This is a genomic window from Neorhizobium alkalisoli (assembly GCF_007829835.1).
Taxonomy (GTDB): Bacteria; Pseudomonadota; Alphaproteobacteria; order Rhizobiales; family Rhizobiaceae; genus Neorhizobium.
Window position 1 is genome coordinate 376,530 of sequence record NZ_VIWP01000001.1, and the last position, 22,871, is coordinate 399,400.

At 60.5% G+C, this 22,871-nt stretch carries 21 protein-coding genes; 7 read left to right on the forward strand and 14 right to left on the reverse strand.

From position 1 onward, the window contains the following. Positions 1 to 61 precede the first annotated feature (61 nt). Entirely contained in the window at positions 62 to 1,981 is a 1,920-nt protein-coding gene (locus FHW37_RS01755; protein WP_145631777.1) for a methanol/ethanol family PQQ-dependent dehydrogenase, read from the reverse strand. Between the two features lie 417 nt (positions 1,982 to 2,398). Between FHW37_RS01755 and FHW37_RS01760 the strand changes: the two genes are divergently transcribed. Next, on the forward strand, positions 2,399 to 2,743 hold the full coding sequence (locus tag FHW37_RS01760; protein ID WP_246690632.1) for a hypothetical protein: 345 nt from the start codon (positions 2,399 to 2,401) through the stop codon (positions 2,741 to 2,743). Between the two features lie 9 nt (positions 2,744 to 2,752). On the opposite strand, the gene FHW37_RS01765 is transcribed toward FHW37_RS01760, so the two are convergent. Then, a complete protein-coding gene (locus tag FHW37_RS01765) occupies positions 2,753 to 2,962 on the reverse strand; it encodes a hypothetical protein (protein ID WP_145631780.1) in 210 nt (69 codons plus the stop codon). Between the two features lie 261 nt (positions 2,963 to 3,223). On the opposite strand from FHW37_RS01765, the gene FHW37_RS01770 reads away from it, so the two are divergent. Continuing rightward, complete coding sequence (locus tag FHW37_RS01770; protein ID WP_145631782.1) at positions 3,224 to 3,604, forward strand: c-type cytochrome; 381 nt, start codon at positions 3,224 to 3,226, stop codon at positions 3,602 to 3,604. A gap of 24 nt (positions 3,605 to 3,628) precedes the next feature. On the opposite strand, the gene FHW37_RS01775 is transcribed toward FHW37_RS01770, so the two are convergent. Genes FHW37_RS01775 through FHW37_RS01800 form a run of 6 tightly spaced genes read right to left on the reverse strand, consistent with a single transcriptional unit; the run spans position 3,629 to position 8,732 of the window. Next, positions 3,629 to 4,249, reverse strand: a complete 621-nt coding sequence (locus FHW37_RS01775; RefSeq protein ID WP_145631784.1) for a hypothetical protein — start codon at positions 4,247 to 4,249, stop codon at positions 3,629 to 3,631. Continuing rightward, on the reverse strand, positions 4,249 to 5,121 hold the full coding sequence (locus FHW37_RS01780; RefSeq protein WP_145631786.1) for an ABC transporter permease: 873 nt from the start codon (positions 5,119 to 5,121) through the stop codon (positions 4,249 to 4,251). The genes FHW37_RS01775 and FHW37_RS01780 overlap by 1 nt, the downstream gene beginning before the upstream one ends. Next, on the reverse strand, positions 5,118 to 5,918 hold the full coding sequence (locus FHW37_RS01785) for an ABC transporter ATP-binding protein (RefSeq protein WP_145631788.1): 801 nt from the start codon (positions 5,916 to 5,918) through the stop codon (positions 5,118 to 5,120). Before FHW37_RS01785 ends, FHW37_RS01780 begins: the two co-directional genes overlap by 4 nt. A gap of 52 nt (positions 5,919 to 5,970) precedes the next feature. After that, a complete protein-coding gene (locus tag FHW37_RS01790) occupies positions 5,971 to 6,462 on the reverse strand; it encodes a hypothetical protein (RefSeq protein ID WP_145631790.1) in 492 nt (163 codons plus the stop codon). Positions 6,463 to 6,505: 43 nt separating this feature from the next. Continuing rightward, complete coding sequence (locus tag FHW37_RS01795) at positions 6,506 to 7,483, reverse strand: YVTN family beta-propeller repeat protein (RefSeq protein ID WP_186458107.1); 978 nt, start codon at positions 7,481 to 7,483, stop codon at positions 6,506 to 6,508. Positions 7,484 to 7,517: 34 nt separating this feature from the next. Continuing rightward, positions 7,518 to 8,732: an ABC transporter substrate-binding protein gene (locus FHW37_RS01800; RefSeq protein ID WP_145631793.1), complete on the reverse strand. Its 1,215-nt coding sequence runs from the start codon at positions 8,730 to 8,732 to the stop codon at positions 7,518 to 7,520. Between the two features lie 554 nt (positions 8,733 to 9,286). On the opposite strand from FHW37_RS01800, the gene pqqD reads away from it, so the two are divergent. After that, positions 9,287 to 9,583, forward strand: coding sequence for a pyrroloquinoline quinone biosynthesis peptide chaperone PqqD (pqqD, locus tag FHW37_RS01805; protein ID WP_145631795.1), 297 nt, complete (start codon positions 9,287 to 9,289; stop codon positions 9,581 to 9,583). Continuing rightward, complete coding sequence (gene pqqE / locus FHW37_RS01810; protein ID WP_145631797.1) at positions 9,580 to 10,704, forward strand: pyrroloquinoline quinone biosynthesis protein PqqE; 1,125 nt, start codon at positions 9,580 to 9,582, stop codon at positions 10,702 to 10,704. Before pqqD ends, pqqE begins: the two co-directional genes overlap by 4 nt. Positions 10,705 to 10,711: 7 nt before the next feature. On the opposite strand, the gene FHW37_RS01815 is transcribed toward pqqE, so the two are convergent. Then, positions 10,712 to 12,070, reverse strand: a complete 1,359-nt coding sequence (locus tag FHW37_RS01815) for a sigma-54-dependent transcriptional regulator (protein ID WP_145631800.1) — start codon at positions 12,068 to 12,070, stop codon at positions 10,712 to 10,714. 2 nt (positions 12,071 to 12,072) lie between these two features. Further along, positions 12,073 to 13,926 carry a sensor histidine kinase gene (locus FHW37_RS01820; protein ID WP_145631802.1) on the reverse strand — a complete coding sequence of 618 codons (1,854 nt, stop codon included), beginning with the start codon at positions 13,924 to 13,926 and terminating at the stop codon, positions 12,073 to 12,075. A gap of 220 nt (positions 13,927 to 14,146) precedes the next feature. On the opposite strand from FHW37_RS01820, the gene FHW37_RS01825 reads away from it, so the two are divergent. Then, complete coding sequence (locus FHW37_RS01825) at positions 14,147 to 15,466, forward strand: dicarboxylate/amino acid:cation symporter (protein WP_145631804.1); 1,320 nt, start codon at positions 14,147 to 14,149, stop codon at positions 15,464 to 15,466. Positions 15,467 to 15,566: 100 nt separating this feature from the next. On the opposite strand, the gene FHW37_RS01830 is transcribed toward FHW37_RS01825, so the two are convergent. The 3 genes from FHW37_RS01830 to FHW37_RS01840 all read right to left on the reverse strand — a co-directional run bounded on the left by FHW37_RS01830 (position 15,567) and on the right by FHW37_RS01840 (position 18,975). After that, positions 15,567 to 17,285, reverse strand: a complete 1,719-nt coding sequence (locus FHW37_RS01830; RefSeq protein ID WP_145631807.1) for an FAD-dependent oxidoreductase — start codon at positions 17,283 to 17,285, stop codon at positions 15,567 to 15,569. A 27-nt stretch (positions 17,286 to 17,312) separates the two neighbouring features. After that, positions 17,313 to 17,615 (reverse strand): UBP-type zinc finger domain-containing protein, encoded by a 303-nt coding sequence (locus FHW37_RS01835; RefSeq protein ID WP_145631809.1) that lies wholly within the window; start codon positions 17,613 to 17,615, stop codon positions 17,313 to 17,315. A gap of 139 nt (positions 17,616 to 17,754) precedes the next feature. Then, positions 17,755 to 18,975 carry an MFS transporter gene (locus FHW37_RS01840; RefSeq protein WP_145631811.1) on the reverse strand — a complete coding sequence of 407 codons (1,221 nt, stop codon included), beginning with the start codon at positions 18,973 to 18,975 and terminating at the stop codon, positions 17,755 to 17,757. 107 nt (positions 18,976 to 19,082) lie between these two features. Between FHW37_RS01840 and FHW37_RS01845 the strand changes: the two genes are divergently transcribed. Beyond that, entirely contained in the window at positions 19,083 to 19,982 is a 900-nt protein-coding gene (locus FHW37_RS01845; protein WP_145631813.1) for a LysR family transcriptional regulator, read from the forward strand. 240 nt (positions 19,983 to 20,222) lie between these two features. Beyond that, entirely contained in the window at positions 20,223 to 20,441 is a 219-nt protein-coding gene (locus tag FHW37_RS01850; protein ID WP_145631815.1) for a hypothetical protein, read from the forward strand. A gap of 16 nt (positions 20,442 to 20,457) precedes the next feature. Here the strand turns inward: FHW37_RS01850 and FHW37_RS01855 are convergent, their stop codons facing one another. Then, positions 20,458 to 22,866 (reverse strand): PIG-L family deacetylase, encoded by a 2,409-nt coding sequence (locus FHW37_RS01855; protein ID WP_145631816.1) that lies wholly within the window; start codon positions 22,864 to 22,866, stop codon positions 20,458 to 20,460. Positions 22,867 to 22,871: the final 5 nt, after the last annotated feature.

A 22,871-nucleotide genomic window follows, 5' to 3' on the forward strand; every position in this document is an offset into this window, starting at 1 on the left:
TCCCACCAGTCGACACAACAAAGGACTGCGCCGGAAGACCGGCGCAGTCCCGCAACCCGGATTATTCGGGCAGACCGAAGACGGTCAGCTGGCCGCCAAGCGTCGTATAATCGGCAAGGGCCGCATAACCGCCGACCGCTCCGAGGCCAGCCGTTCCCACGGTTGCGGTCTGGTCACCCTGCGCACGGCCCTGGTCAACAGCGCCATGCCAAGCAGCAGCATTTTCAGGCGACAGGAGGCCACCGGCGAGACCGATACCGGCCCAGCCGCCAACACCCGAGAGCACGGCGATATATTGCTTGCCGCCATGTTCGAACGTGTTGATGTTGCCGATGATGCCGGACGGCGTCTTGAACCGGTAGAGTTCCTTGCCGTTCAGATCGACCGCCTTGATATAGCCTTCAAGCGTGCCGTAGAAGACGACATCGCCGGCCGTGGCAAGCGCGCCGGACCAGACGGAGAACTGTTCAGGCTTGGACCAGACGATCTCGCCCTTGGCGGCATCCCAGGCGATGAAATTGCCCATGCCGCCATGGCTGTCCGGTGCCGGATACATGGAGACCGTTGCCCCGACATAGGGCTGGCCTGCCGTGTAGCTCACCTTGTAGGGCTCGTAATCCATGCAGACATGGTTGGTCGGCACGTAGAACAGGCCCGTTTTCGGCGAATAGGTCGCCGGCTGCTGGTCCTTGGAGCCGAGGGCGGCCGGGCAGATGCCGGTGGAATTGCTGTCCTCGCCATTCTGCTGGGTGGAATACTTTGCGACCACCTGCGGCCGGCCATATTCCTTGCTCTTCGGATCCATCACGACTTCCGTCGCCCAGTTGACCTTGGGATCGTATTTCTTGGCCACCAGCAATTCGCCCGTGGCGCGGTCCAGCGTGTAGCCGAAACCGTTGCGGTCCATATGGACGAGCACGTCGCGGGGCTTTCCGTCGATCTTCAGGCCATCGACGAGAATGCTCTCGTTGACGCCGTCATAATCCCACTCGTCATGCGGGGTCATCTGATAGAGCCATTTCGCCATGCCGGTATCGGCATCGCGGGCCATCAGCGTCATCGACCACCTGTTGTCGCCGGGCCGCTGGACGGGGTTCCAGGTCGAGGGATTGCCAGTGCCGTAATAGACGAGATTGGTCTTCGGATCGTAGGAGAACCAGCCCCAGGTCGTGCCACCGCCGGTCTTCCACTGCTCCCCTTCCCAGGTGTTCATGCCGGAATCCTTGCCGACCGGCTTGCCGAGATGGGTGGTCTTTTCCGGATCGAGCAGCGTCTCGGCATCCGGCCCGGTCGAATAGGCCTTCCAGGCCAGCGAACCGTCCTTGAGATTATAGGCCGCCGTCCAGCCGCGGACACCGAATTCGGCGCCGGACACGCCGATGATCACCTTGTCCTTGACGACAAGCGGTGCTGCCGTGCCGGATTCACCCTTGCCGCCATCCGTCTTGTCGCCGTTCTTGATCGACCAGACGACCTTGCCGGTCTTGGCATCCAGCGCCACGACCGTCGTATCGGCCTGATTGAGGATGATCTTGCCGTCGCCATAGGCGACACCGCGATTGACCGTGTCGCAGCACATGATGCCGATGACGTTCGGATCCTGTTTCGGCTCGTATTTCCAGAGGATCTTGCCATCCTTATTGAGATCGAGCGCGTAGACGATGTTGGGGAAAGGCGTGTGGACATACATCACGTCGCCGATCACCAGCGGTCCGCCTTCGTGACCGCGCAGGACGCCGGTGGAAAAACTCCACTTCACCTGCAGGTTCTTCACGTTGTCCTTGGTGATCTGCTTCAGTTCCGAATACCGGTGATTGGCATAATTGCCCGCAGGCATGGCCCAGTTCTTCGGATTGGCGGAAAGGGTCGTCAGTTCGTCATTGGCCAGAGCGGTTCCGGCAAAGCCGGCGACCAGACACCCCGCGGCCGCCAGGGGCAAAAATGCTTTTCGTGCAATCAAACGTTTTCCAGATTGGCGCATGTGAAATCCTCCCGATGCTTATCATTCGCGCAAGCGTCGACATCGCGAGCCATTGCGCGTTCCAGGGCAGCCAAGTGATTTTCTCAACTATGCGGGAAACATTTCCGACAGCGTGTCACGACACATGAATGGGCACGGGGCACCGTTTAATGCCCACCCACAAGCCTGCGGGTCATGCCCCTCCCAAAAGCAAGACCTTGAAGCCGGAAAACGATCGAAAGATAGGTTATTACATTGGCATAGGCAAGCTTAATATTGATATAGTCTTTTTATGATAAAAGTAATGCTGTATCGCAATATAAAATACTGCAATCGCTAATAAGTATTATTTGAATATCCAAAATAATATTTCAAAGATGATCATCGGGCAGATTTCAGAAAGACCAAACACAAGCCCGCCACCAAAGGAGAATACGAATGTCTATCGGATTTTTCCGCGCTGCGTTTTTCTTCGTTTCACTCGGCACGGCACCAGCCGCATTTGCAAATGCGGACTACCCAACGGTTGCAATCGTGGATTACGTACGTGGTTGCATGACAGCGAATGGAGAGACACGTGCCGCACTCCAAAGTTGTTCTTGCTCGATCGACGTCATTGAATCGATCATTCCGTATGATCGCTACGAAGCAGCCGAGACGTTTCGCAGTCTCGGGCTGCAAACCGGTGAAAGAGGCGTGCTGTTCAGGCAAGGCGCTGCAGCAAAATCCGCCGTTTCCGAGCTGCGTCGCGCGCAGGCGGAAGCGGATGTGCGTTGTTTCTAAAGGCGCGAATCAGATTTTCCGGCCCTTGTCCGGAAAGGCGCAACGCCAGCGTTTTATCCGCAAAGCGGGGTGATCTCCCGACCATTTGGCGATTTCCGTCGGGGCCAGGATCATGCACTGGAACAGGGAGCCGCGGCTTTCGAAGAAAAGATGTTCATCGCGACAACTGGCCGGATTGGAAAGAAGGCATACCGTCAGGACGAGATCGACCATGTTCATCGGAGCCTCCTGCGGCGCGCAACATCATCGGCGAGAAGGCCATATTTCAAAGGCGCCTGCGTGAAAAAGATTATGCTCGGGCGCTGGCTTCGTCAACCTGACCGCGAAACGATCACCGCAACCAGGCGCAACCTCATTTTCCAAAAAGCTGGAGACGGCGATGTTGACTTACCATCATCAACAACTACCCTTGCGTGCGTAGCGCCATGATGAAGGCGATCCTGCCGCTCTCGCCATGCGCGCTCTTTTGGGAGGAATTCTATGCGTGCCATCTGTTGTGTTGGCGCCATCGGGCTTTTATTGCCGATGGCGGGTTATGCCTTTGGCCAGGATGCGGCTCAAGGTGAAAAAGTATTTGCGAAGTGTAAGGCCTGTCATGTTTCAGATGCCGATCAGAACAAGATCGGCCCCTCTTTGAAGGGGCTGATCGGCCGTACGGCCGGCACCCATGAAGGCTTCAAATATTCGGCCGCGATGATGGATGCCGGCAAGGGCGGCATGGTCTGGGACGAGGCAACGCTCACCACCTATCTCCATGATCCGAAGGGCGTCGTCAAAGGCACGAAAATGGCTTTCGCCGGCCTGAAGGAGGATAAGGACGTGGCCGACGTGATCGCCTATCTCAAGCAGTTTTCCCCGTAACGATTTTACGGCCGCTCCGAGGCATCACTTTGCAGGCGGCGCCTCGGCCAGCGTCTTCACCAGCGCATACAGGCGCTGCTCGATCAGCGTCGGCACCTCGCAGACGAAGCTGAGGGATTGAACACGCTCCTGAAAGATGCGCGTCTGGAATGTCAGCCGTTCGGTGCGGATGGCGACCTCGTTGGCATTGGCTTCCGGCTTGCTGCGCAAGGCATCGACATCGGATGCTTCCCGCCTGAGAAGAGCCGCCATATCGCGCTGACTATGGGCGTAACGGGCAATGCCTGAAATGACATGGCTGCGCTCGCCATTCATCTTGTCGAACAGACCCTGGACCAGCATGGCGACATGCAGGTTTTTCTGCGCCTCGGGCAGCCCGTCGCGATAGGTTCTTATCCGTTCCTGCGCTTGCGCCAAGGGCAGACGACGGGCCGCAAGATTGTCGACAAGGCCGGAAATGATCTCATCCTTCGACCAGTCGGAGGCCTCGGGCGGCAGGTCCGGCCCGGTCCAGATCTGGCCGATCGACAATTCTGGCACCTTGCGCTGGATGCAGGGCCAATCGGGGTCGTCGCCCTGGGCAGCAAGAGCCTGCAGCGCAGAGCAGAAAACGAAAGCCAATGCGACGGGGATGACTCGGACCATCAGGCATTTCCTCCCGCATCCTGTCGCCGGGCGAGAAGACCATTGGAAGGATCGTAGGCCAGAATGGCGCTTCCGAGGAAAAGGACGGTAAAGCCGGCGACTACGGAAAGAGACAGCCAGTCGATCTGGCCGTAAAGCGCAAACCGGATCAGTTCGACCGCATAGGTGAACGGGTTCGCCTGGCAGATCCGGAACAGAGGCGGGCTGGATTCCTGCACGCGCCACAGCGGATAAAGCGCCGATGAGGCGAAATACATCGGAAAGATCACGAAATTCATGATCCCGGCAAAGTTTTCGAGCTGCTTGATCATCGAGGATAGAAGCATACCGAGCGAACACAACATCATGCCGGAAAGGAACAGCGCCGGCAGGACGAGGAGATAACCGATAACCGGTGGCTTCACGCCCCAGAACCAGGCGATCGCCAAAAAGGCATAGACCTGCACGATCGAAACCGTGACGCCGGCCAGCAGCTTTGAAACCAGCAGGAACCAGCGCGGAAACGGGCTGACCAGCAGGATGCGCATATTGCCCATTTCCCGGTCATAGACCATGGAAAGCGAGGACTGCATGCCGCTGAACAGCAGGATCATGCCGCACAGGCCGGGCGCGATATAAACCTCGTAAAGCACATAGGTCTTGTAGGGCGGGATGATCGACACCCCGAGCACCTGCCGAAAACCGGCTGCGAACACAAACAGCCAGAGCAGCGGCCGCACCAGCGACGAGATGAACCGTTCTCGCTGATTGAGAAAACGCAAGCCTTCACGAGCCATGATGCCGGCCAGACAGGACAGATATTGGCCCGGGCCGAAACCGCGGCGCATGGCATCACCGCTGGCATTCAGTGGAATGGTCGATGGCACGCTCATCGCCTTGCCCCCACGGCCGGCAAGACCGGCGTGCCGCCACCTGATGGGATTGGAGCAAGGCCGCTCAGGCTAGCAAATGCCTGTCTTATATCGGCGCTTCCCGTCTGGCGAACGATCGCAGCGACCGGGCCGGCTGCGAGAACCCTGCCTTTGTCTAGGATCACCACCTCGTCCTTGTCGTCCACCTCATCGATGAGATGGGTCGCCCAGAGAACGCCGATACCGTTTGCCTCTACCAGCGCCCGGATCGTTGCCAGAATGTCGGCGCGGGAGCGGATGTCGAGGCCGACGGTCGCCTCGTCCAGCAGAAGCAGCGAGGGTTCGTGCAACAAGGCGCGGACGATTTCCACCCGCCGCATCTGCCCGCCGGAAAGGCTGCGGGCCTTGTCATGCAGGCGGTCTGCCATATCGATCTGGCCGAGCAGCGTGCGGATACGCGCCATCGCCTCCCCTCGGCCGATGCCGTGCAAGGCGGCGTGATAGGCGAGGTTCTGGCCGACACTCAGATCAAGATCCAGCGTGCGGGCCTGGAAAACGATACCGAGCCGCCGCAGCGCCTCGCCCGAGGCATGCCGGATATCGTTGCCGAAAATGCGGATCGAACCCTCTCGGGTATCGTAGAGATGGCTGACGAGCGAAAACAGCGTCGTTTTTCCCGCGCCGTTCAGGCCAAGAAGAACCGTGAAACGGCCGGGGGCGATGGTAAAGGAGACGCCGTCGAGCGCCTTCTTCTGACCATAGGAATGACTGACCCCGGAAACATCCAGGGCCGGCGGCTCCCATTCAATCTGCACCATGTCGAAACTCCTCCACGACCAGCGCCTCCCCGGTCGCCAGCCACGCCCACTGCTATTTGATGGTGATCGTCCCCTTCATGCCCTTGTCGGCTAGGTCCGGCACGGACCAAGTGTAGCTGCCGGGCCGCACCGCGGTGAACTGCACCTGGATCGTCCCTTCGCTGTCGAATTCCAGCCACGCCGGGGCGCCGTTCATGTGAACCTCGAGATCGTGGATGACGATCTGGTTCATCCAGACATTGCGAAAAAGATCGGTGACGAACTTGTATTCGAGGCCCGCCGCAGAGGTGATATTCCAGCGATATCCCTGGCCGGAAACGAGTTCAAAATCCTTGCGGTTGACCGCAAATGTGTCCTTTGCCGAGCCGAGGATGAGTTCCGGCACGTCCTTGCTCGCCCGCGTCACCTTTTCGGTCGCGGTCGTCACCTTTGCGGCCGGCTTGTCGTCGTCATCATCGTCCTTCTTCTCCTGCGCAAAGCCGACAGCTAGCGGCAATAGGATGGTGGCAAGCGCTGCAAGCGCGAAAATCCGGTATTTCTGCATCTTTTCTCCTCCTCTATCGATGCCTGAAAATCTCTGGATCAATTCATTTGGGCGACACGACCACGCCCCAGGGCAGAGCCCCAACCGTCACTGACTGCACCGCCTCGTCGGAGGCGACGTCGATGAAGGTGATGTCGTTGGAAACACCGTTGGTGCTGATGATCGTCTTCTGATCCGGCGTGAAGGCGAGCTGCCAGACCCGCTGGCCGACCAGAACGTATTTTTCTACCTTGTAGGTCGCGGTATCGACCACGGCGACGCGGTTGGCCGGACCGAGCGCCACATAGGCCTTCTTGCCATCCGCCGTGATGCGGATACCGACCGGCTGGATGGCTTCCGAGCGCAGGCCGGGGATCGCGAACGAGATTTTCTGCTTCACCGAGCGGCTGGCATTGTCGATCACGGAAACCGTGCCGCCGATTTCAGCGCTGACCCAGACTTCCGATCCGTCCGGCTTGAACTCGGCAAATCGCGGCCGCGCATCGACCAGCACATTGTCGGTGATCTCATGGCTTTCAGTATCGATGAAATGCGCCATGTTCGTCGTTTCGGACGTATTGACCATGGTCTTGCCGTCAGGGCTGATGCCCATGCCTTCCGGCTCGACGCCGACCGGCACTTCTGCCAGCACATCGCCGCTTTCGATGTCGATCACGGTCACCAGATTGTCGTCCTCATTGGCGACATAAAGCGTCTTGCCATCCGGCGAGAGGACAAAAAGCTCCGGATCAGGACCGGAAGGAAGCGTGCCGACGATCTTGCGCGTCGCGGTGTCGATCACCTCGATCGTGTCGTCGTCGCTGGCGCAGAGATAGACGAATTTTCCATCATGCGAGATGGTGATGCCGCGCGGCCGCTGCCCGACCGGCATGGTTTCCAGCACTTTGCCGGTCTCGGTGTCGACGATACTGACCGTATTGTCCTTTTCGTTGGAGACAAAAGCCGTAAAGGCCCCGGCGGAGCCGGCGGCCGTCATCGCGAAACCAAACACAAGACCGGCGAAAATCACTCTTGCCTGCATGTCTCTCCCCTTTTCATCCATTTTTCGCATCGGCTCACCGCAGCACACATTTCGTCTCGGGCCGGTCAACGCCGAGCGTGTCGAGTTCCGAAAACTGATGCAAAAAACCCTCCTGCGGCGAGGTCGAGACGACCGAGCGGCCGTCACCGAGAAAGATCGGCTGCCGCAATTGCCAGTTCCAATTGCGAAAGGTCAGCTTCTGGCCCTTGAAGGCCGCGATGGAAAAATCATCCGAGCGGATGAAGCCGGCGATCTTGTCCGGATCGGCACTTTTCGTGCGGGTTGCCGCCTCGCCCAGGATGCGCACCGCCGTCCAGGCGGACATGTCCTTGGACAGCATGCGGCGCCCGGAAGCCTTGGCGAAACGGTTCTGGATCTGCGTTCCGCCCCATTGTTCGCTGGCCGGATGCCAGGCTGAAGGAATAAGGCCCGCGGAGCCGGCGACTGGCCTCGGCTGCCAGGTTCTGAACGGCACATACGTGCCGAAAACCTCGCTTTCGTCGGCGACCAGAAGCACGTCGTGATCGGGAAGGCCTTGCGTAAAGACCGGCATCTGCCGCTGGATCTGCACGACGCCGCTATCGGTGCGTCTTGCCGTGCCGGTATCGGCAAACTCCTTCTGGGCAACGATTTCGCCGCCAAATCGCGTCGCCGCCCGGCGCAGCGCATCGGCAAACAGCCGGTCGTTTTCATGCGACCCGAAGACGAGAGCCCAGCGCCGCCATTGCTTCCAGATCAGATATTGCGCCAGCCCATCCGCCAGCATGCTGCGCGTTGGAGCCACATGAAAGACATTGGCGCGGCAATCCTCTTCGCGCAGCCGGTCATCGGTGGCGCCGACATTAAAGATCAGGATGTTTTTGGCGCGTGCCGCATCCGCCAGTGCCAGAAGCTGCGCGGCCGAGAGATCAGCCAGGATATAAGAGACACCCTTGGCCGCCATCTCGTCAAAGGCGCGCAGAATATCGGCATCCGGCTTCACCTCCGTGAGGTCGAGCGTAAAGGCCTGGCCGAGAAAGGCGCCGGTCGTATTGTTATCGGAAATCGCGACTTTCGCGCCGGCAATGCCCTCGTCGCGCGGTGCGACGTCCAAAACCGACAGCGCCAGCTGTGGTTCATAGGCTCTCAGATAACCGAGCTTGACGGTCTGGACCGGCTGGCCCTTGGCGGCAGTCTCCGCCGCTGCCGCACCGACAAGATCAAGAGCTGCGACACAAACGAAAAGAAATGAAAATACAAAATAACGCACCGGAAACCCGCCCTCCAATGGACGTCGCACGGACAGTCCAGCGAAAGCCGGATCCGTACAATTTCATTCGGTGCCGATTGCAGACTAGCGGATACAACTCGGATTTCAAACAAAAATCCCGCAATTGGCGAGATTTTCGCGCGATGGTAGTCTTTCCTTGGCTCTCGCCTATTTTGGAGTATGATGATGCCCGGCCGAGGAGGCCATATTTGTGGAAGGAGGAAACGATGAAAAAGACCTGGAAGAAGCCGGCGATGTGCACCGTCGCCGTTGGAATGGAAATGTCACGCTACTTTCCTGCCCAGCTGCCTTCTAAGAAATAACTAGTCCTGCCGTCCTGTCCGGCATCGACCGGATGGGGCGGTTCCAAGGCCCGCGAAGGGTCTTGCAGTTGCTCGACAAGAGGAGGTGTCGATGCATCTGGATGGGATGCGGATGGCGGCCGGTACAGGGTCCGGCCAGATCACTCATGTTGTCGTCTTTTATGTTGCGACCAGACGGATGCTGGCGGATGGAGAACTGTTGCCTGGCGCCAGCATCGTGGGGCGAAGCGCATGAGGCCGCAACGCGCCCGCATCATCGTATTGCCGGCCTCCATGCCGGTTCTGAAATCCCATGCCCGGTTGCAATTCGATCCGGTCCGCGGCGCATGGGCACTACTCTCACCGGAAAAGGTTTTCTGGCCCGATGAGGTGAGCCTCGACATATTGAAGCTTTGTGACGGCACGCGGCCGGTAGCCGCGATCATTCGCCTGCTCGCCGAACAATATGACGCGCCGGAAGAGGATATCGGCGCCGATGTGGAAACCTTTCTGCAGGAATGGGCCGATCGATTTCTGGTGGCATTATGAGCGAAGCAATTCTTCCGCCGATCGGCATGCTGGCCGAGCTGACCCATCGATGTCCGCTGCAATGTGTCTATTGCTCCAATCCGGTCGAGCTGTTGAAGGCCAACCGGGAAATGTCGACAGACGCCTGGATCGCGCTGTTCGAAGAAGCGGCGGATCTTGGCGTGCTGCAGATCCATCTTTCCGGTGGCGAGCCGACGTTGCGGCCGGATCTCGAAAAGCTGATCGCCACCCTTTCGCGGCGCGGCGTTTATACCAACCTGATCACTGCTGGCGTCGGTATCGCCGAAGGCCGGATCGAGGCCATGGCGGCTGCCGGGCTGGACCATGTGCAGTTGAGCTTTCAGGGCGCCTTTGCGCCGACCACGGAAAAGATCGGCAATAACCGCGGCGCCCACGAGAAAAAGATCGAAACGGCGCGGCGGGTGCGGGCGGCGGGTCTGCCGCTCACCATCAATGCACCGATCCATCGGCATAACATGCAAGAAGTGCCCGACTTCATCGAACTCGCGTTGGAGCTTGACGCTGAACGGCTGGAAATCGCCAATGTGCAATATGCCGGCTGGGCGCTTCTCAACCGCAATTCACTGATGCCGGACCGCGAGGCGGTGGAGCGCGAGGTGGAGATCGTCCGTCAGGCGCAGAAGGATCTGCACGGCATTCTCGCCGTCGATTTCGTCACGCCGGATTACTTCGCCATCTATCCCAAACCCTGCATGGGCGGCTGGGCACGCGATGCCTTCATGGTGGCGCCGGACGGCACGGTCCTGCCCTGCCATGCCGCGGGTACGATACCGAACCTCACATTCGAGCGCTTTGGCGACAAAAGCCTCACGGAAATCTGGCTCGATTCGCCCGCCTTCAACGCTTTTCGCGGTACGGACTGGATGGCCGAACCCTGCCGCAGCTGCGAACGCAAGGAGATCGACTGGGGCGGCTGCCGTTGTCAGGCGATGGCGATTGCGGGAAGCGCCGCGGCGACCGACCCCGCCTGCATCAAATCTCCGCTGCATGCGCAGATGGCGGCGCTGATCGACGAGGCCATGGCCTCCGACAAGGATGTGTTTCGTTATCGCCGGATCAGCACGCCGCAGCCGGCTGGCACACTGGAACCGGCTTCGTAACGCGACATCATTTGATATCCCGTTCCTTTGCAGAAAACTCGCTTCTGACGATGCCGTGGCGCTGCAGCTTGTCGTAAAAGGTCTTGCGCGGAATACCGAGCGCCGTGATCGTCTGCTGCACATCGCCGTCGAAGGAACTCAGCGTCTCGCGGATGATTTCGGCCTCGATGCGGCCGAGCCTGTCCGGCAGAGAACCGGCCTCGCTTGTAGCCGTGGTCTGATTGCCGCCTGATCCGACAGGCGCCAGCCCCAGAACAGAGCGTTCGGCAAAATGCGAAAGCTCGCGGACATTACCGGGCCAGTCATGCTCACGCATGTATTTCGCAATGGCCGGAGTGATCTCGGGCGCCTCGCGGCTAAAACGGCGGGCGGCGCGTTCGGCAAAGTAGTTGAAGAGCAACGGTACGTCGTCCCGCCGTTCACGCAGAGGCGGAATGGCAAGGGTCACGACGTTGAGACGGTAATAAAGATCCTCGCGAAACGTCCGGCGCTGCTCCGTGCTGCCGAGATCCACCTTGGAGGCCGCCACGACACGCAGATCGACGGGGCGAACCTCGTTCGTGCCGAGCGGCGTCACCTCGCGCATTTCCAGCACACGCAGCATCTGGACCTGTGTCGAAAGCGGCATGCTTTCGATCTCATCAAGGAAAAGCGTGCCGCCGCTTGCATGTTCGATGCGGCCGATGCGCTTCTTTTGGGCGCCGGTAAAGGCGCCGGGTTCGTGGCCGAAAAGCTCGCTTTCGATCACCTGTTCCGGCAGGGCGCCGCAATTCAGCGCCACAAAGTTGCGTTTCGAACGACGGCTCCAGTCATGCAGAAGGCTGGCGACGACTTCCTTGCCGGTGCCGGTTTCGCCGGTGATCAGGACGTCCACATCCGTATCGGCAATCTGCCGCAACGTATGCCGCAGCCGCTCCATCACGGCCGTCTGGCCGAGCAATGGCAGGCCCTGTTCCGCGTCGCGCGAGGCCTGCCTGAGCTGCCGGTTATCGATCACCAGCCGGCGTTTTTCGGCGGCGCGGTGGACGCACTGGACGAGAAGATCGGTCGGGAAAGGCTTTGTGATAAAGTCATAGACGCCATCCTTGATCGCCTTGACGGCCATCGGAATATCACCGTGGCCGGTCATCAGGATCACCGGCAATTCGCCGTCCATCTGCTTGATACGCTGGAACATCTGCAGGCCGTCGAGGCCGGGCATGCGGATATCGGACACGACCACGCCGCCGAAATCCTCGGAAAGTTCGGTAAGAGCGGCTGTCGCGCTGGTGAAGGTCGTGACGTCGAAATCCGCAAGCGCCAGCGTCTGCGTCGTCGCGCGCAAAAGATCCTGATCGTCGTCGATGAGAAAGACGGGTACGCCCATGTCTATTCTTCCACCTTCTTTAAATGCACCCGGAATTGCGTTCCCGTCGGTCCCGTTTCGACCTCGATGTGACCGTCGTAGTCGGCCAGGATCTCCTTGGAGATCACCAGCCCAAGGCCGAGCCCCTTCTCCTTCGACGAGTTGAACGGCTCGAAGAGAGAATCGAGAATGTCGGGGCTGATGCCCGGGCCGTTATCGGCGACGGTGACGATCACGGTCTCATCCTTCGTCTCCACGGAGATCCCGACATGGCCGTCATCCCGGCTCGCCAAGGCCTCGAGCGCGTTCTGAAAAAGGTTGATAAAGACCTGTTCCAGTCTCAGTCGGCTTCCCATCACACGTGTATCGGGATCGAATGTCTCGACCGACAGGCTTTCGAGCCGCCCGGTAAAACGGCTGCGCAGCAGAACCCGTGCACCATCGATCACATCGCGTATCAGCACCGGCTCCGGCGCCGTCCGCCCGCGCCGCGCCAGCGCCTTAAGATCTTCGGTGATCGCGCCGATCCGCTCCGTCAGATTGGCGATGAGGCCAAGATTTTCGACCACCGGCTTGGTTTGTCGCCGCTCCAGAAAGACCTTGGAATTGTCCGCATAGGCGCGGATCGTCGCGACGGGCTGGTTGATTTCGTGGGCAACGCCGGCTGCCACCTGACCGAGAATGGCGAGACGGTTGGCATGGACGAGATCCTGTTGCACCGCCTGAAGACGGCTTTCCGTGGCGTGGTGGCTGGCGATTTCGGCTTCCAGCCGGTCGCGGGCCTGGCTTAAATCCCGTGTACGGTCGAGAACGCGATGTTCGAGCTCCTCCCGCGCCATCTGCTCGCGAAAAATCGTCATGAAGGCCACCTGACGGCGGCGCATCCAGAGGGCCGCAAGAGCGGCAATCACGAACAGGATCAGGGCCGCGATCAGCCGCGCTTCCCGCACGGCATCCGCCACCGGTTTTTCGACCGGCTGAAGATATTGAAACACCCAGTTGGTGGAGGCAACGGGCACGCTGATGCGCAGGTAATCCGCTGCAGCGCCGCCCGGCATGTTCACATGCAGCACCGACGCATCCTGCGCATAGCCGGAGGCCCGCGAGAACGGCAGGGGCATCAGGGACGCATCCCCGAACTGCAGGCTTTCACGGATCGCCGAGAGATATTGCGGCTGAAGCTCTTCCGTCGTCATGAATCGCCAGGAGGGGATGCTGGTGATGAGGACGACATGATTTTCATCGACCACAAAGGCCGGCCGCTGCGTGTCGCGCCAGTCATTCTCAAGCTGGTCGAATTCCATCTTGACGACAACGACGCCGAGCGGCGCCGAAACCGGGCCGACTACATGGGAGATATAGAGGCCGGGCCGCTTGCTGACCGTGCCCAGCGCAAAATGTTCGGCCATGCCGCTCTTCAGGGCACCGGAAAAATAACGCCGGAAGGCGTAATCATTGCCAACGAAGCTCGTCGCCTCACGCCAGTTGCTGGCGGAAATCGCAATCCCGTCCATGCCGACGACATAGATGACCGAGGCATTGGTGCCGGCGACCAGATCCTCCAGTTTACCGCTGAGCGCCTCTTTGCGGGCCGGTTCCGGATTTCGCAACGTGTCTTCCAGATCGCGGTCCCGCGCCAGAAGGAAAGGAATGGCCCGTGGTCGCTCAAGCACGGCCTGCAGCAGCGCGACCTTGAGATTGGCTTCCGTCTGCCCCTGCGCCTGCAGAGCAGACAGCGCCGCATTGCGGCCATAGATGCCAACCACATAGAAGGTGATCGCAGAGATCGCCGCGACGACGAGCGCGAAAACGATCCAACTGCGCCGGTTGCGGGCGCCGCTTACTCTGTTGTCCTCGACGGATACGATCTGAGCCATGGTCCAGTCTGAGCGTAAATCCGCACAAAACTCAATAGACAAATGCGATAATCCGCACACTCCACTTATGAGCAATTGCATCGGACAGATAAGAAAACACTGATTATACAGCGAATTTCCGCATCTAAATCGATTTGGCACGCTGATTGCAATGAAACTGTCACAACAGACAGCTCCGGGAAGAGCCAGATCCCTGGTCGGAGCCTGATTGGAGGACAATATGAATATGATACCTGACGCGCAGCCGCGTGTAGCACTGCCATTCTATCGGCACCTTTATTTCCAGGTCGTCGTCGCGATCGTCGCCGGCATCCTGCTCGGCCACTTCTATCCGCAGACCGGCGAAGCGCTGAAGCCGCTGGGCGATGCCTTCATCAAGCTCGTCAAGATGATCATCGCACCGGTGATCTTCCTGACGGTCGCCACCGGCATTGCCGGCATGTCCGACCTGAAGAAGGTCGGCCGCGTCGCAGGCAAGGCGATGATCTACTTCCTCGTCTTCTCGACGCTGGCACTCGCCGTCGGCATGCTGATCGCCAACGTGCTGCAGCCGGGCGCCGGCATGCATATCGCAGCAGCCTCGCTCGACGCCAAGTCGGTCGCGACCTATGCCACCAAGGCGCATGACTCGACCGTCATCGGCTTCCTGATGAACATCATTCCTGAGACGATCGTCGGCGCGTTTGCGCAGGGCGATATTCTGCAGGTCCTGTTCTTCTCGGTCCTGTTCGGCATCGCGCTCGGCATGGTCGGCGACAAGGGCAAGCCGGTTCTCGACTTCCTCAATGCGCTCACCGCCCCGATCTTCCGTCTGGTCGCCATCCTGATGAAGGCTGCCCCGATCGGCGCTTTCGGTGCGATGGCCTTCACCATCGGCAAGTACGGCATCGGCTCGATTGCCAACCTCGCCTTCCTAATCGGCACCTTTTACCTGACCTCGCTGGTCTTCGTGCTGGTCATCCTCGGCGCGGTCGCCCGTTATAACGGCTTCTCGATCCTGGCTCTGATCCGCTACATCAAGGAAGAACTGCTTCTCGTGCTCGGTACGTCTTCTTCGGAAGCCGCCCTGCCCGGCCTGATGCAGAAGATGGAACGTGCGGGCTGCAAGCGCTCGGTCGTCGGTCTCGTCATTCCGACCGGTTACTCGTTCAATCTGGACGGCACCAACATCTACATGACGTTGGCTGCTCTGTTCATCGCCCAGGCAACCGACACGCCGCTGTCCTTTGGTGACCAGATCCTGCTGCTGCTCGTTGCGATGCTGAGCTCCAAGGGTGCCGCCGGCATCACCGGCGCCGGCTTCATCACGCTCGCCGCAACGCTCTCCGTTGTCCCGTCGATCCCGATCGCCGGCATGGCGCTGATCCTCGGCATCGACCGCTTCATGTCGGAATGCCGCGCGCTGACCAATTTCGTCGGCAATGCGGTCGCCACCATCGTCGTTGCCCGTTGGGAAAACGAACTGGACAAGGCCGCACTCGACAACGCGCTTGCCGGCAATGCACCGCTGCCGAGCCAGACGCTGCAGGCCGCAGAATAATCCTCGCGATAATCCTCCCAAGGATTGGGGTTATGACCTCAAGGAAACACCCGCCGATGGCGGGTGTTTTCGTTTGAAGAAAGATCGGGAAGAAAAGCCGTCAGGATGCCCTGACGGCCGCGGCAGGCTCGGCGAAATTCGTTTCCCGGCCCTGCGCCGCAAGAGCGGCATGGATCTGCGCGACTACGGCCGCACCCTCGCCGACTGCCGCCGCGACACGTTTGGTCGAACCGGCGCGAACATCACCAATCGCAAAAATGTTCGGCGTGCTGGTTTCGAGCGGCAAGGCATCCCGCGAGACGTAGACCGCCCCTTGACCAAAAGGCCGGCCGGTGACGATGAAACCCTTGCTGTCGGTCGCGACATAAGGATTGATCCAACCTGTGTTCGGATCGGCGCCGATGAACAGGAAAAGGTGCCGGAGCGCAAATGTATCGCGCGTGCCGCTCGACAGGTTTTCCACCGTCACGCCTGAAAGCCGCTTCTGTTCATCCGCCTCGATCGCAACGATTTCGCAGCCGGTGCAGAGCTCGACATTCGGAAGCGATGCAATCCGCTCGATCAGATATTGCGACATGGTCGCCTCGAGATCGCGGCGAACGATCAGCCGCAGGCGTTTGACCTGCGGCGCCAGATAGGCAACCGCCTGCCCTGCGGAATTGCCGCCGCCGATCAGGGCGATCTCCTCGCCCTGGCAAAGACGGGCCTCGATGGGGGAGGCCCAGTAGGAAATACCGGCCCCTTCGAAAGCATCGATATCGGCGATCCGCGGCCGGCGATAACGGGCGCCTGAGGCAATGACCAGCGTACGAGCCTTGACTGTCCGGTCTGCTGAGAGCTTCAGGATATGGTTTGGGCGCGTGCCGCCATTCGCCGGCTGAACGTCCAGCGCTTCAAGAGGGATGGCTATTTCGGCACCGAACTTGAGCGCCTGATTGAAGGCCCTGCCCGCCAGTGCCTGTCCGGAAATACCGGTCGGGAAACCGAGGTAATTCTCGATACGGGCGGAAGCGCCGGCCTGGCCGCCGATGGCCCGTTCGTCCAGAACGATGACATCCAGGCCTTCCGACGCCGCATAGGTCGCAGCTGCAAGGCCTGCCGGGCCGGCGCCGACGATTGCGACGTCATAGATCTTTTCAGGATCGAGCACCGGCGTCATGCCGAGGCAGATACCGGCCTCGATATTCGTCGGGTTCTTCAGGACCGTCCCGACCGGGCAGATCATCAAGGGCAGTTCCGTCGGCTTGACGCCAAGCCGCTCGACCAGCGCCTTGCCTTCCTTGTCGGAGGCGGCATCGAGCGTCGTGAAGGGATTGCCGTTGCGGGCGAGAAAGCCTTCCAAACGCACAAGAGCCGCGCTGCCGGGCGTGCCGATCAGCACGGAACCGGAGCCACCCGCATCGATCAGGGCCACGCGCCGCAGGATGAAGGCGCGCATGACCACTTCGCCAATATCTGCCGAACCGATGATCAGCGCCCGCAGATGATGCGCATCGAAGGCGACGGCGGTGCAGCCATCCGCTCCGGCACGGGCGCCGGCCAGCGTCGGACGGCCGGAAAGCTGGCTGACCTCGCCGGAAAAATGACCGCGATGGTGGGTGATGATCTGCGCCTCGCGATCGAGCCCGTCATTGCGCGACATTTCCAGCGAGCCTTCCAGCACAAGCCAGGCAGGCGCGCCGGGATCACCGATCTTATACAGGGTCTCGCCCGGCTCGAAATGATGCGGTTTTCCATTGGCGAAATGTTTGGCCGTCTCTATCTGGGCGGGACTGAGAGCCGGAAACATCTGATGGTGGCGTGAGCCGGTCGTGGGCATGCTGAAAATCCTCCTCTGCAACCGGCATCAGACGTAACGCGGGATCGGCCCGCGCTGCGGCGTCTGGTCGGGAAGATCAACCATGATCTCATCGACATAACACCAGCCCCAGCCCTCCGGCGGATCGTAACCTTCGATGATCGGATGCCCCGTCGCACGAAAATGCCCGGTCGCATGGCGGCCGGGCGACTGGTCGCAGCAGCCGACATGGCCGCATTCGCGGCACAGGCGCAGATGCACCCATGCCTGGCCGATCTCAAGGCATTCCTCACATCCAAGCGTGCGCGGCTTGACGGATTTGATGGTCGATTGGTGGCTGCAACGGGTCATGCCTGTCTCCAGAATTCCGGATCATACGTTCATCGGCTGTATTCATGACATCCAGGACAGGGCCGGTCTTGGACAGAAGGCTTTTCCATCAAAAAATCTGACGCCGCCGGGACAATCGCCTGCCGGCGGCGGATATGTTTTATCTTGCATCGCCCTTCAACGAAGGCGTTGCGGCATGGCTTGAGCGATCGCCGACAAGGCGCACGACAAGCCCGATCATGGCGAGTGCCGCACCAAGTATGCTGACAGCCGGCCATGCACCATAGGACCAGGCTGCCGTTGCCAGCGCCGCGCCAGCCGCGCCGCCGAGGAACATGGCAGTCATGAAGATCGTATTCAACCGGCTTCTCGCCTCATGGTCGAGTGCATAGACAATATGCTGGTTGGAGACGAGCGCACTCTGGATGCCGAAATCGAGCACGATGACACCGACGACCAGCGCAATCAGCGAAGCCCACAGGCCGAAGATCGCCCAGGAAACGACGGCAAGGATCGCACCAAGCAAGACGACGAAATGCGGACCATTGCGGTCGGCCATGCGGCCGGCAAGTGGGGCGGCGAAGACACCAACAGCGCCGACGATCCCGAACAGACCTGCGACATCGGCCCCGAGATTGAAGCGCGGCGTCTGCAGATAAAGCGCGAGGATCGTCCAGAAGGCGGTGAAGGATCCGAACAAGGCAGCCTGCATCATCGCTGCCGAGCGCAGGGCCCGTTCACGCTTCCAGAGATGGGCGAGCGAGTGCAACGCCTTGCCATAGGGCATCAGCGAATTCGGGCGATGGTCCGGCAGGGTCAGATACATCAGGCCGGCGGCAGCGAGCGCCAGCGGCACGCCAAGCCAGAACATTTCGCGCCAGCCGGCATGTTCGCCGACAAAACCCGAAAGCGTGCGGCTGAAGAGGATGCCGGAAAGCACGCCGGCCATCACGGTGCCGATCGTCGAGCCGCGTTTTTCAGGCGTCGCAAGGGTTGCCGCGAAAGGCACGATCTGCTGGGCAACGGTGGAGCTGGCGCCGACGGCGAGCGAGGCAGCAATCAGCGACCACGCAGTCGGAGCGATCGCAGCCAAAACCAGCGCGGCCGCCAGAACAAGGAATTGCAGGATGATCAACCGGCGCCGCTGCAGGATATCGCCAAGCGGCAGCAGGAAAAGCAGGCCGATCGCATAACCGAGCTGGGTTGCGGTCGGCACGAAGCCGGTGATCGGCTGATGCTGGAATTCCGCTTCGATGATGCCGAGCATCGGCTGATTGTAATAAATGTTGGCGACGGCAATGCCACTGGCAGCTGCCATGGCAAACAAAGCCGGCCGGCTCAGGCCGCCTGATGTGGCGGACTTATCTGAACGCGTATCCATGATCTTCGTCCTTCTTGATCGGTGAATGTGTGTCACTGATCTAGCTTTTTATCGATATCCTGATTAGTGAGCTTGTATGTTCTGCCTGAATAACGGAAATCGATATAATGGACATCGATGACGTAATGGTCTTTACCGCTGCAGTCAGCGCCGGCAGCCTGGCCGCCGCCGCCCGCCGTCTCGGCCTGTCGCCGATGATCGCAAGCCGCAGGCTCGCCTCGCTGGAAGCCTCGCTCGGTACCCGCCTGCTTCACCGCACCACCCGCTCGCTGTCCCTGACGCCCGAGGGCGAGACCTTTCTGCCCTTTGCAGAGGTTCTGGTGGAGAACCAGGCGGAGGCGATGGCACGGCTGCGATCGGATAGTCTCGGCGCGGCCGGACTTTTGAGGGTTTCCGCGACGATTGCCTTCGGCACGAAATTCATTGCGCCCCTCGTTCCCTCGCTGCTCGAAGCCAATCCGCAGCTCAGAATAGCACTCGATCTCACCGATACACTTCCCGACCTTGTTTCGACCGGCACTGATCTCGCGATCCGCATCGCGCGCCTCAAGGACAGCAGCCTGATCGCCCAGAAACTCGCCGACAATCCGCGGGTGGTCATCGCCAGCCCGGATTATCTCGCGCGGCGCGGAACGCCCGCATCGCTTGCCGACCTGGCACAGCACGATTGCCTCACTCTTGGTGCCGCCACCCACTGGACCTTCGAACAGGATGGCGCGGAACGCCATGTGCGGGTCAATTCACGTTTCACCTCCAGCACGATCGAAGGCTGCCATGCCGCCTGCATCGCCGGCGGCGGGCTTGCCCTGCTTTCGACCTGGAACGTCCGCGACGAGCTCGCCGACGGCCGCCTCGTGCAGATCGACTTTCCGGACGGGAATCCGGAGAAGATCAATATCTGGGCGGTCTATCCCACGGCGCGGCTTGTCCTTCCCAAGGTTCGTGTCTTCATCTCGGCCTTGCGCGAGGCCATGGAGCGGGCCGGCCTAAAAACGACGGCGGCATGATTGATCCGCATTGCGACAAACCATGCCTAATGCAGCTCTGACGATCTTGTTATCACGCCCGTGATCAGCCAGCACTTTTGGACAATCGGACTGCGCCGAAAGCCCGGCAGGGCAGGCAGAAGAGGCCAGGAGCGCCAAAATACCGGCCAGACCTATCTTGGGGATGGCAAATTATGCCTCTTGAAAGAGTGGCCAAGCTCACCACATTGCGCGCGGTAATGCGGGAGATAATCCGAGACTATGCGTGCATTTCTGGAAACCACATTCGGTCCAGCCGATTTTGAAGTTCTCGATACGGTGCTGGAAGAATGGCGTACGAAACACGGCATGGAAAAGAACAATCCGGATGTCGGGATTGCAGCTGCCGTAATGATCAACCTGTTTCGCGAAGGCAATGACACGGTCGAGACCCTGCGGCAGGCCGTTTCCCAGCACAAGGCACTGGCCGAATTCTCCTGAATTCTCTGCCCGCGGATTACGCGGGCTGAACGAGATTGGCCATCAGACGGAAGGCGCCCGGCACCAGACGATCCATCTGATGATGCAGGACAAGGCTGACATGGCTGTGCCGGCCCTTGCCGATAGTGCCTGAAAGCAGAGCGCCTCGCAGGGGCTGTTCATCAACGTCATGCATGGAGAGAAGCGGCGTATAGGCATCGTCCCATCGCGACGGGAAATAAAGGCCGCGCTCCTTCTCCCAGCCCTGCCAGTCTTCTATCCCGATCTGGTTCGGACCCTTCAACAGCACGTGGTCCGATTCAAGCACCGTGACCTCGGCAGCCGGATCGGTCACCCGCCAGCGCACGGAAGGCGAGCCGATCTCGATACGGCGCGGCGGCGTGGCGGCCGGATCCCAGCCATCGCTCGGGCGATGATAGAGCGTCACGAGATGCCCGCCCTCCTCGACGAAGCGATGCAGGCGCGCCCGGGCTGCAGCCAGATCCTCGCGAAGGCCGAAGGTGAAAATGCCGACGACAATGGTGGTGAACCGCGACAGATCTCCGGCCAGGGCCTGCGCATCGAGCTCGGTGACATCGAGCCCCATGCGGGTAAGCCATAGGCCGACCCTGTCGGCTCCACCGCCGACATAACCGACGCGCGCACCCTCCGGCAATTTCAGGTCCAGAGACAGGATTTTCAAAGTTGCGGGTGTGCGAAAGACCGAGCGGCCAATATGCGGATAGGCGATCGGCGTTGTGCGGATGGCCGGCCGCCCGCCAATTTTTGGCTCGATCTCGACAAGGCCCGGTTTTGGCGCGCCATGGAGAGACGCCACCCAGCCTGTATCGCCCGCCTTCATTGTCCAGCCCTGAGGCACTGCGAAGGAGACCGGAGCCTTTTCGCCTGAGACATCAAGGCTTATCGGCCATTCCGTCTGCGTAACGCCGAGCGGAATGATCAGAGCATCCGGCGAGAGGCTGACGGAATGGGGTGGAGCGACGGAGAAAGGTTCTTCCAAGTCAAAGATGCCAGTCACAAGCCGCTCGCCGATCTGCGCTGCGACTTTTACATGCGCAACGCCATTACCGCCCATCGCGGACCATGACGGTGTAAAAACATCGGAGATCGGCGCATCGGCGGCCGCAGCCAGAGAAAAGGCCCGCTCGTCTGTTGGAGTGGTCGAATCCAGCTTGGCCGAGATGCCCGGCGGCATGACGGGGACAACGTCAACTTTGCGGCTTACCGCACCTTCGCCCAGTTCCACGACGAGACCTGCCGCACCGCCCGGAACGATCGTGGCCGGATCGGCATAAGCGCGTTCGAAAATGCCCATTGCGTCAAGGATCGCCGCGTCCACCTCCCGGCGTTTTCGCGCGAGGCGATGGCCATGAGCGCGCAGAAAACTGTCATTCGCACTGGCCTCGGCAATCTCCAGCCAGCCGGCAGCCTCCAGCAGCGCAAGCCCCACCTTTTTCGTATCAGGAAACGACCAGACCGCCACGTCGATCGCCCGGTCGGCAGCGCTGAGCGCTTCGGCGAACTTGGCCGCGATGCCCGGCGTGCGGGCAAGCGCAGCCAGCGAGGCCGGCAGGCCATCCAGCACGGATTGCTCGGGCGACATGCGTTTCGATGAAAGCTTGAGATGCAGTGGCCAGCTTTTCTTCGCCTGTTTCGGCCAGCGCCCCATGCCTTGCGATGCATGGTAATAACGCGACCACTCGCCGATACGGCCATATTCGGCGCCCGTCGCAGGATCGCGACCTTCCGCCTCGACGACAACAGTCGCATCGGGCGGCGGCACTTCGTCGTCATAGGTATCGCCACCACCCGACCAGGCCGGCAGGTAGAATTTCGCGACACGACAGGGTTTTAGCCCCATGTCCAGATGTTCCGGGTGCGCCTTCGGATCGGCGGCAAGCGCGATCGCGGTTTCGGCAGCCCGCGTCATGGCGCGGTGATGGCCATGCTGGCCCGGCACGTCCAAAAAGGTCGGCACGACGATATCCGGCCGCTCCATACGATAGGCCCGCACCAGTCGCTCGACGATGCGGTCTTCTCCCCAATGCCCGAAGGTGGCATCGCCGTTCTTGGAAAAACCGAAATCATGGACCGGATCAACCGGGCCGTGGCCGAGCCAGTGGACATCCGCGTCGAGCACACGGGCAGCTTCTTCCAGTTCCCGCGAGCGGATCACCCCGAGCGCGCCCAGTCGCTCCGGTCCAAGTGCATTCTGGCCGCCCTCGCCGCGGGTCGAGCAGGCGATCACCACCCGCATGCCAAGTCCGAGACGCAGCCATGCGAGCATACCGTTATGCTCGTCATCCGGATGCGCGCCGGTATTCATCATCGTGACGGTGGATTTCAGCCGGCTGAGCTTGCGATGCAGGCGAACGAGGGATGGATCGGCCATCTGCCTTTCGATGCGTTCACGGGCATTCAGCATGCATG

What these genes read in the sequence shown, in the direction of transcription:
- FHW37_RS01755 (WP_145631777.1), bottom strand. Translation starts at nt 1,981, where the DNA reads ATGCGCCAATCTGGAAAACGTTTGATTGCACGAAAAGCATTTTTGCCC.
- FHW37_RS01760 (WP_246690632.1), top strand. Translation starts at nt 2,399, where the DNA reads ATGTCTATCGGATTTTTCCGCGCTGCGTTTTTCTTCGTTTCACTCGGC.
- FHW37_RS01765 (WP_145631780.1), bottom strand. Translation starts at nt 2,962, where the DNA reads ATGAACATGGTCGATCTCGTCCTGACGGTATGCCTTCTTTCCAATCCG.
- FHW37_RS01770 (WP_145631782.1), top strand. Translation starts at nt 3,224, where the DNA reads ATGCGTGCCATCTGTTGTGTTGGCGCCATCGGGCTTTTATTGCCGATG.
- FHW37_RS01775 (WP_145631784.1), bottom strand. Translation starts at nt 4,249, where the DNA reads ATGGTCCGAGTCATCCCCGTCGCATTGGCTTTCGTTTTCTGCTCTGCG.
- FHW37_RS01780 (WP_145631786.1), bottom strand. Translation starts at nt 5,121, where the DNA reads ATGAGCGTGCCATCGACCATTCCACTGAATGCCAGCGGTGATGCCATG.
- FHW37_RS01785 (WP_145631788.1), bottom strand. Translation starts at nt 5,918, where the DNA reads ATGGTGCAGATTGAATGGGAGCCGCCGGCCCTGGATGTTTCCGGGGTC.
- FHW37_RS01790 (WP_145631790.1), bottom strand. Translation starts at nt 6,462, where the DNA reads ATGCAGAAATACCGGATTTTCGCGCTTGCAGCGCTTGCCACCATCCTA.
- FHW37_RS01795 (WP_186458107.1), bottom strand. Translation starts at nt 7,483, where the DNA reads ATGCAGGCAAGAGTGATTTTCGCCGGTCTTGTGTTTGGTTTCGCGATG.
- pqqD (WP_145631795.1), top strand. Translation starts at nt 9,287, where the DNA reads ATGAGGCCGCAACGCGCCCGCATCATCGTATTGCCGGCCTCCATGCCG.
- pqqE (WP_145631797.1), top strand. Translation starts at nt 9,580, where the DNA reads ATGAGCGAAGCAATTCTTCCGCCGATCGGCATGCTGGCCGAGCTGACC.
- FHW37_RS01815 (WP_145631800.1), bottom strand. Translation starts at nt 12,070, where the DNA reads ATGGGCGTACCCGTCTTTCTCATCGACGACGATCAGGATCTTTTGCGC.
- FHW37_RS01820 (WP_145631802.1), bottom strand. Translation starts at nt 13,926, where the DNA reads ATGGCTCAGATCGTATCCGTCGAGGACAACAGAGTAAGCGGCGCCCGC.
- FHW37_RS01825 (WP_145631804.1), top strand. Translation starts at nt 14,147, where the DNA reads ATGAATATGATACCTGACGCGCAGCCGCGTGTAGCACTGCCATTCTAT.
- FHW37_RS01830 (WP_145631807.1), bottom strand. Translation starts at nt 17,285, where the DNA reads ATGCCCACGACCGGCTCACGCCACCATCAGATGTTTCCGGCTCTCAGT.
- FHW37_RS01835 (WP_145631809.1), bottom strand. Translation starts at nt 17,615, where the DNA reads ATGACCCGTTGCAGCCACCAATCGACCATCAAATCCGTCAAGCCGCGC.
- FHW37_RS01840 (WP_145631811.1), bottom strand. Translation starts at nt 18,975, where the DNA reads ATGGATACGCGTTCAGATAAGTCCGCCACATCAGGCGGCCTGAGCCGG.
- FHW37_RS01845 (WP_145631813.1), top strand. Translation starts at nt 19,083, where the DNA reads ATGGACATCGATGACGTAATGGTCTTTACCGCTGCAGTCAGCGCCGGC.
- FHW37_RS01850 (WP_145631815.1), top strand. Translation starts at nt 20,223, where the DNA reads ATGCGTGCATTTCTGGAAACCACATTCGGTCCAGCCGATTTTGAAGTT.
- FHW37_RS01855 (WP_145631816.1), bottom strand. Translation starts at nt 22,866, where the DNA reads ATGCTGAATGCCCGTGAACGCATCGAAAGGCAGATGGCCGATCCATCC.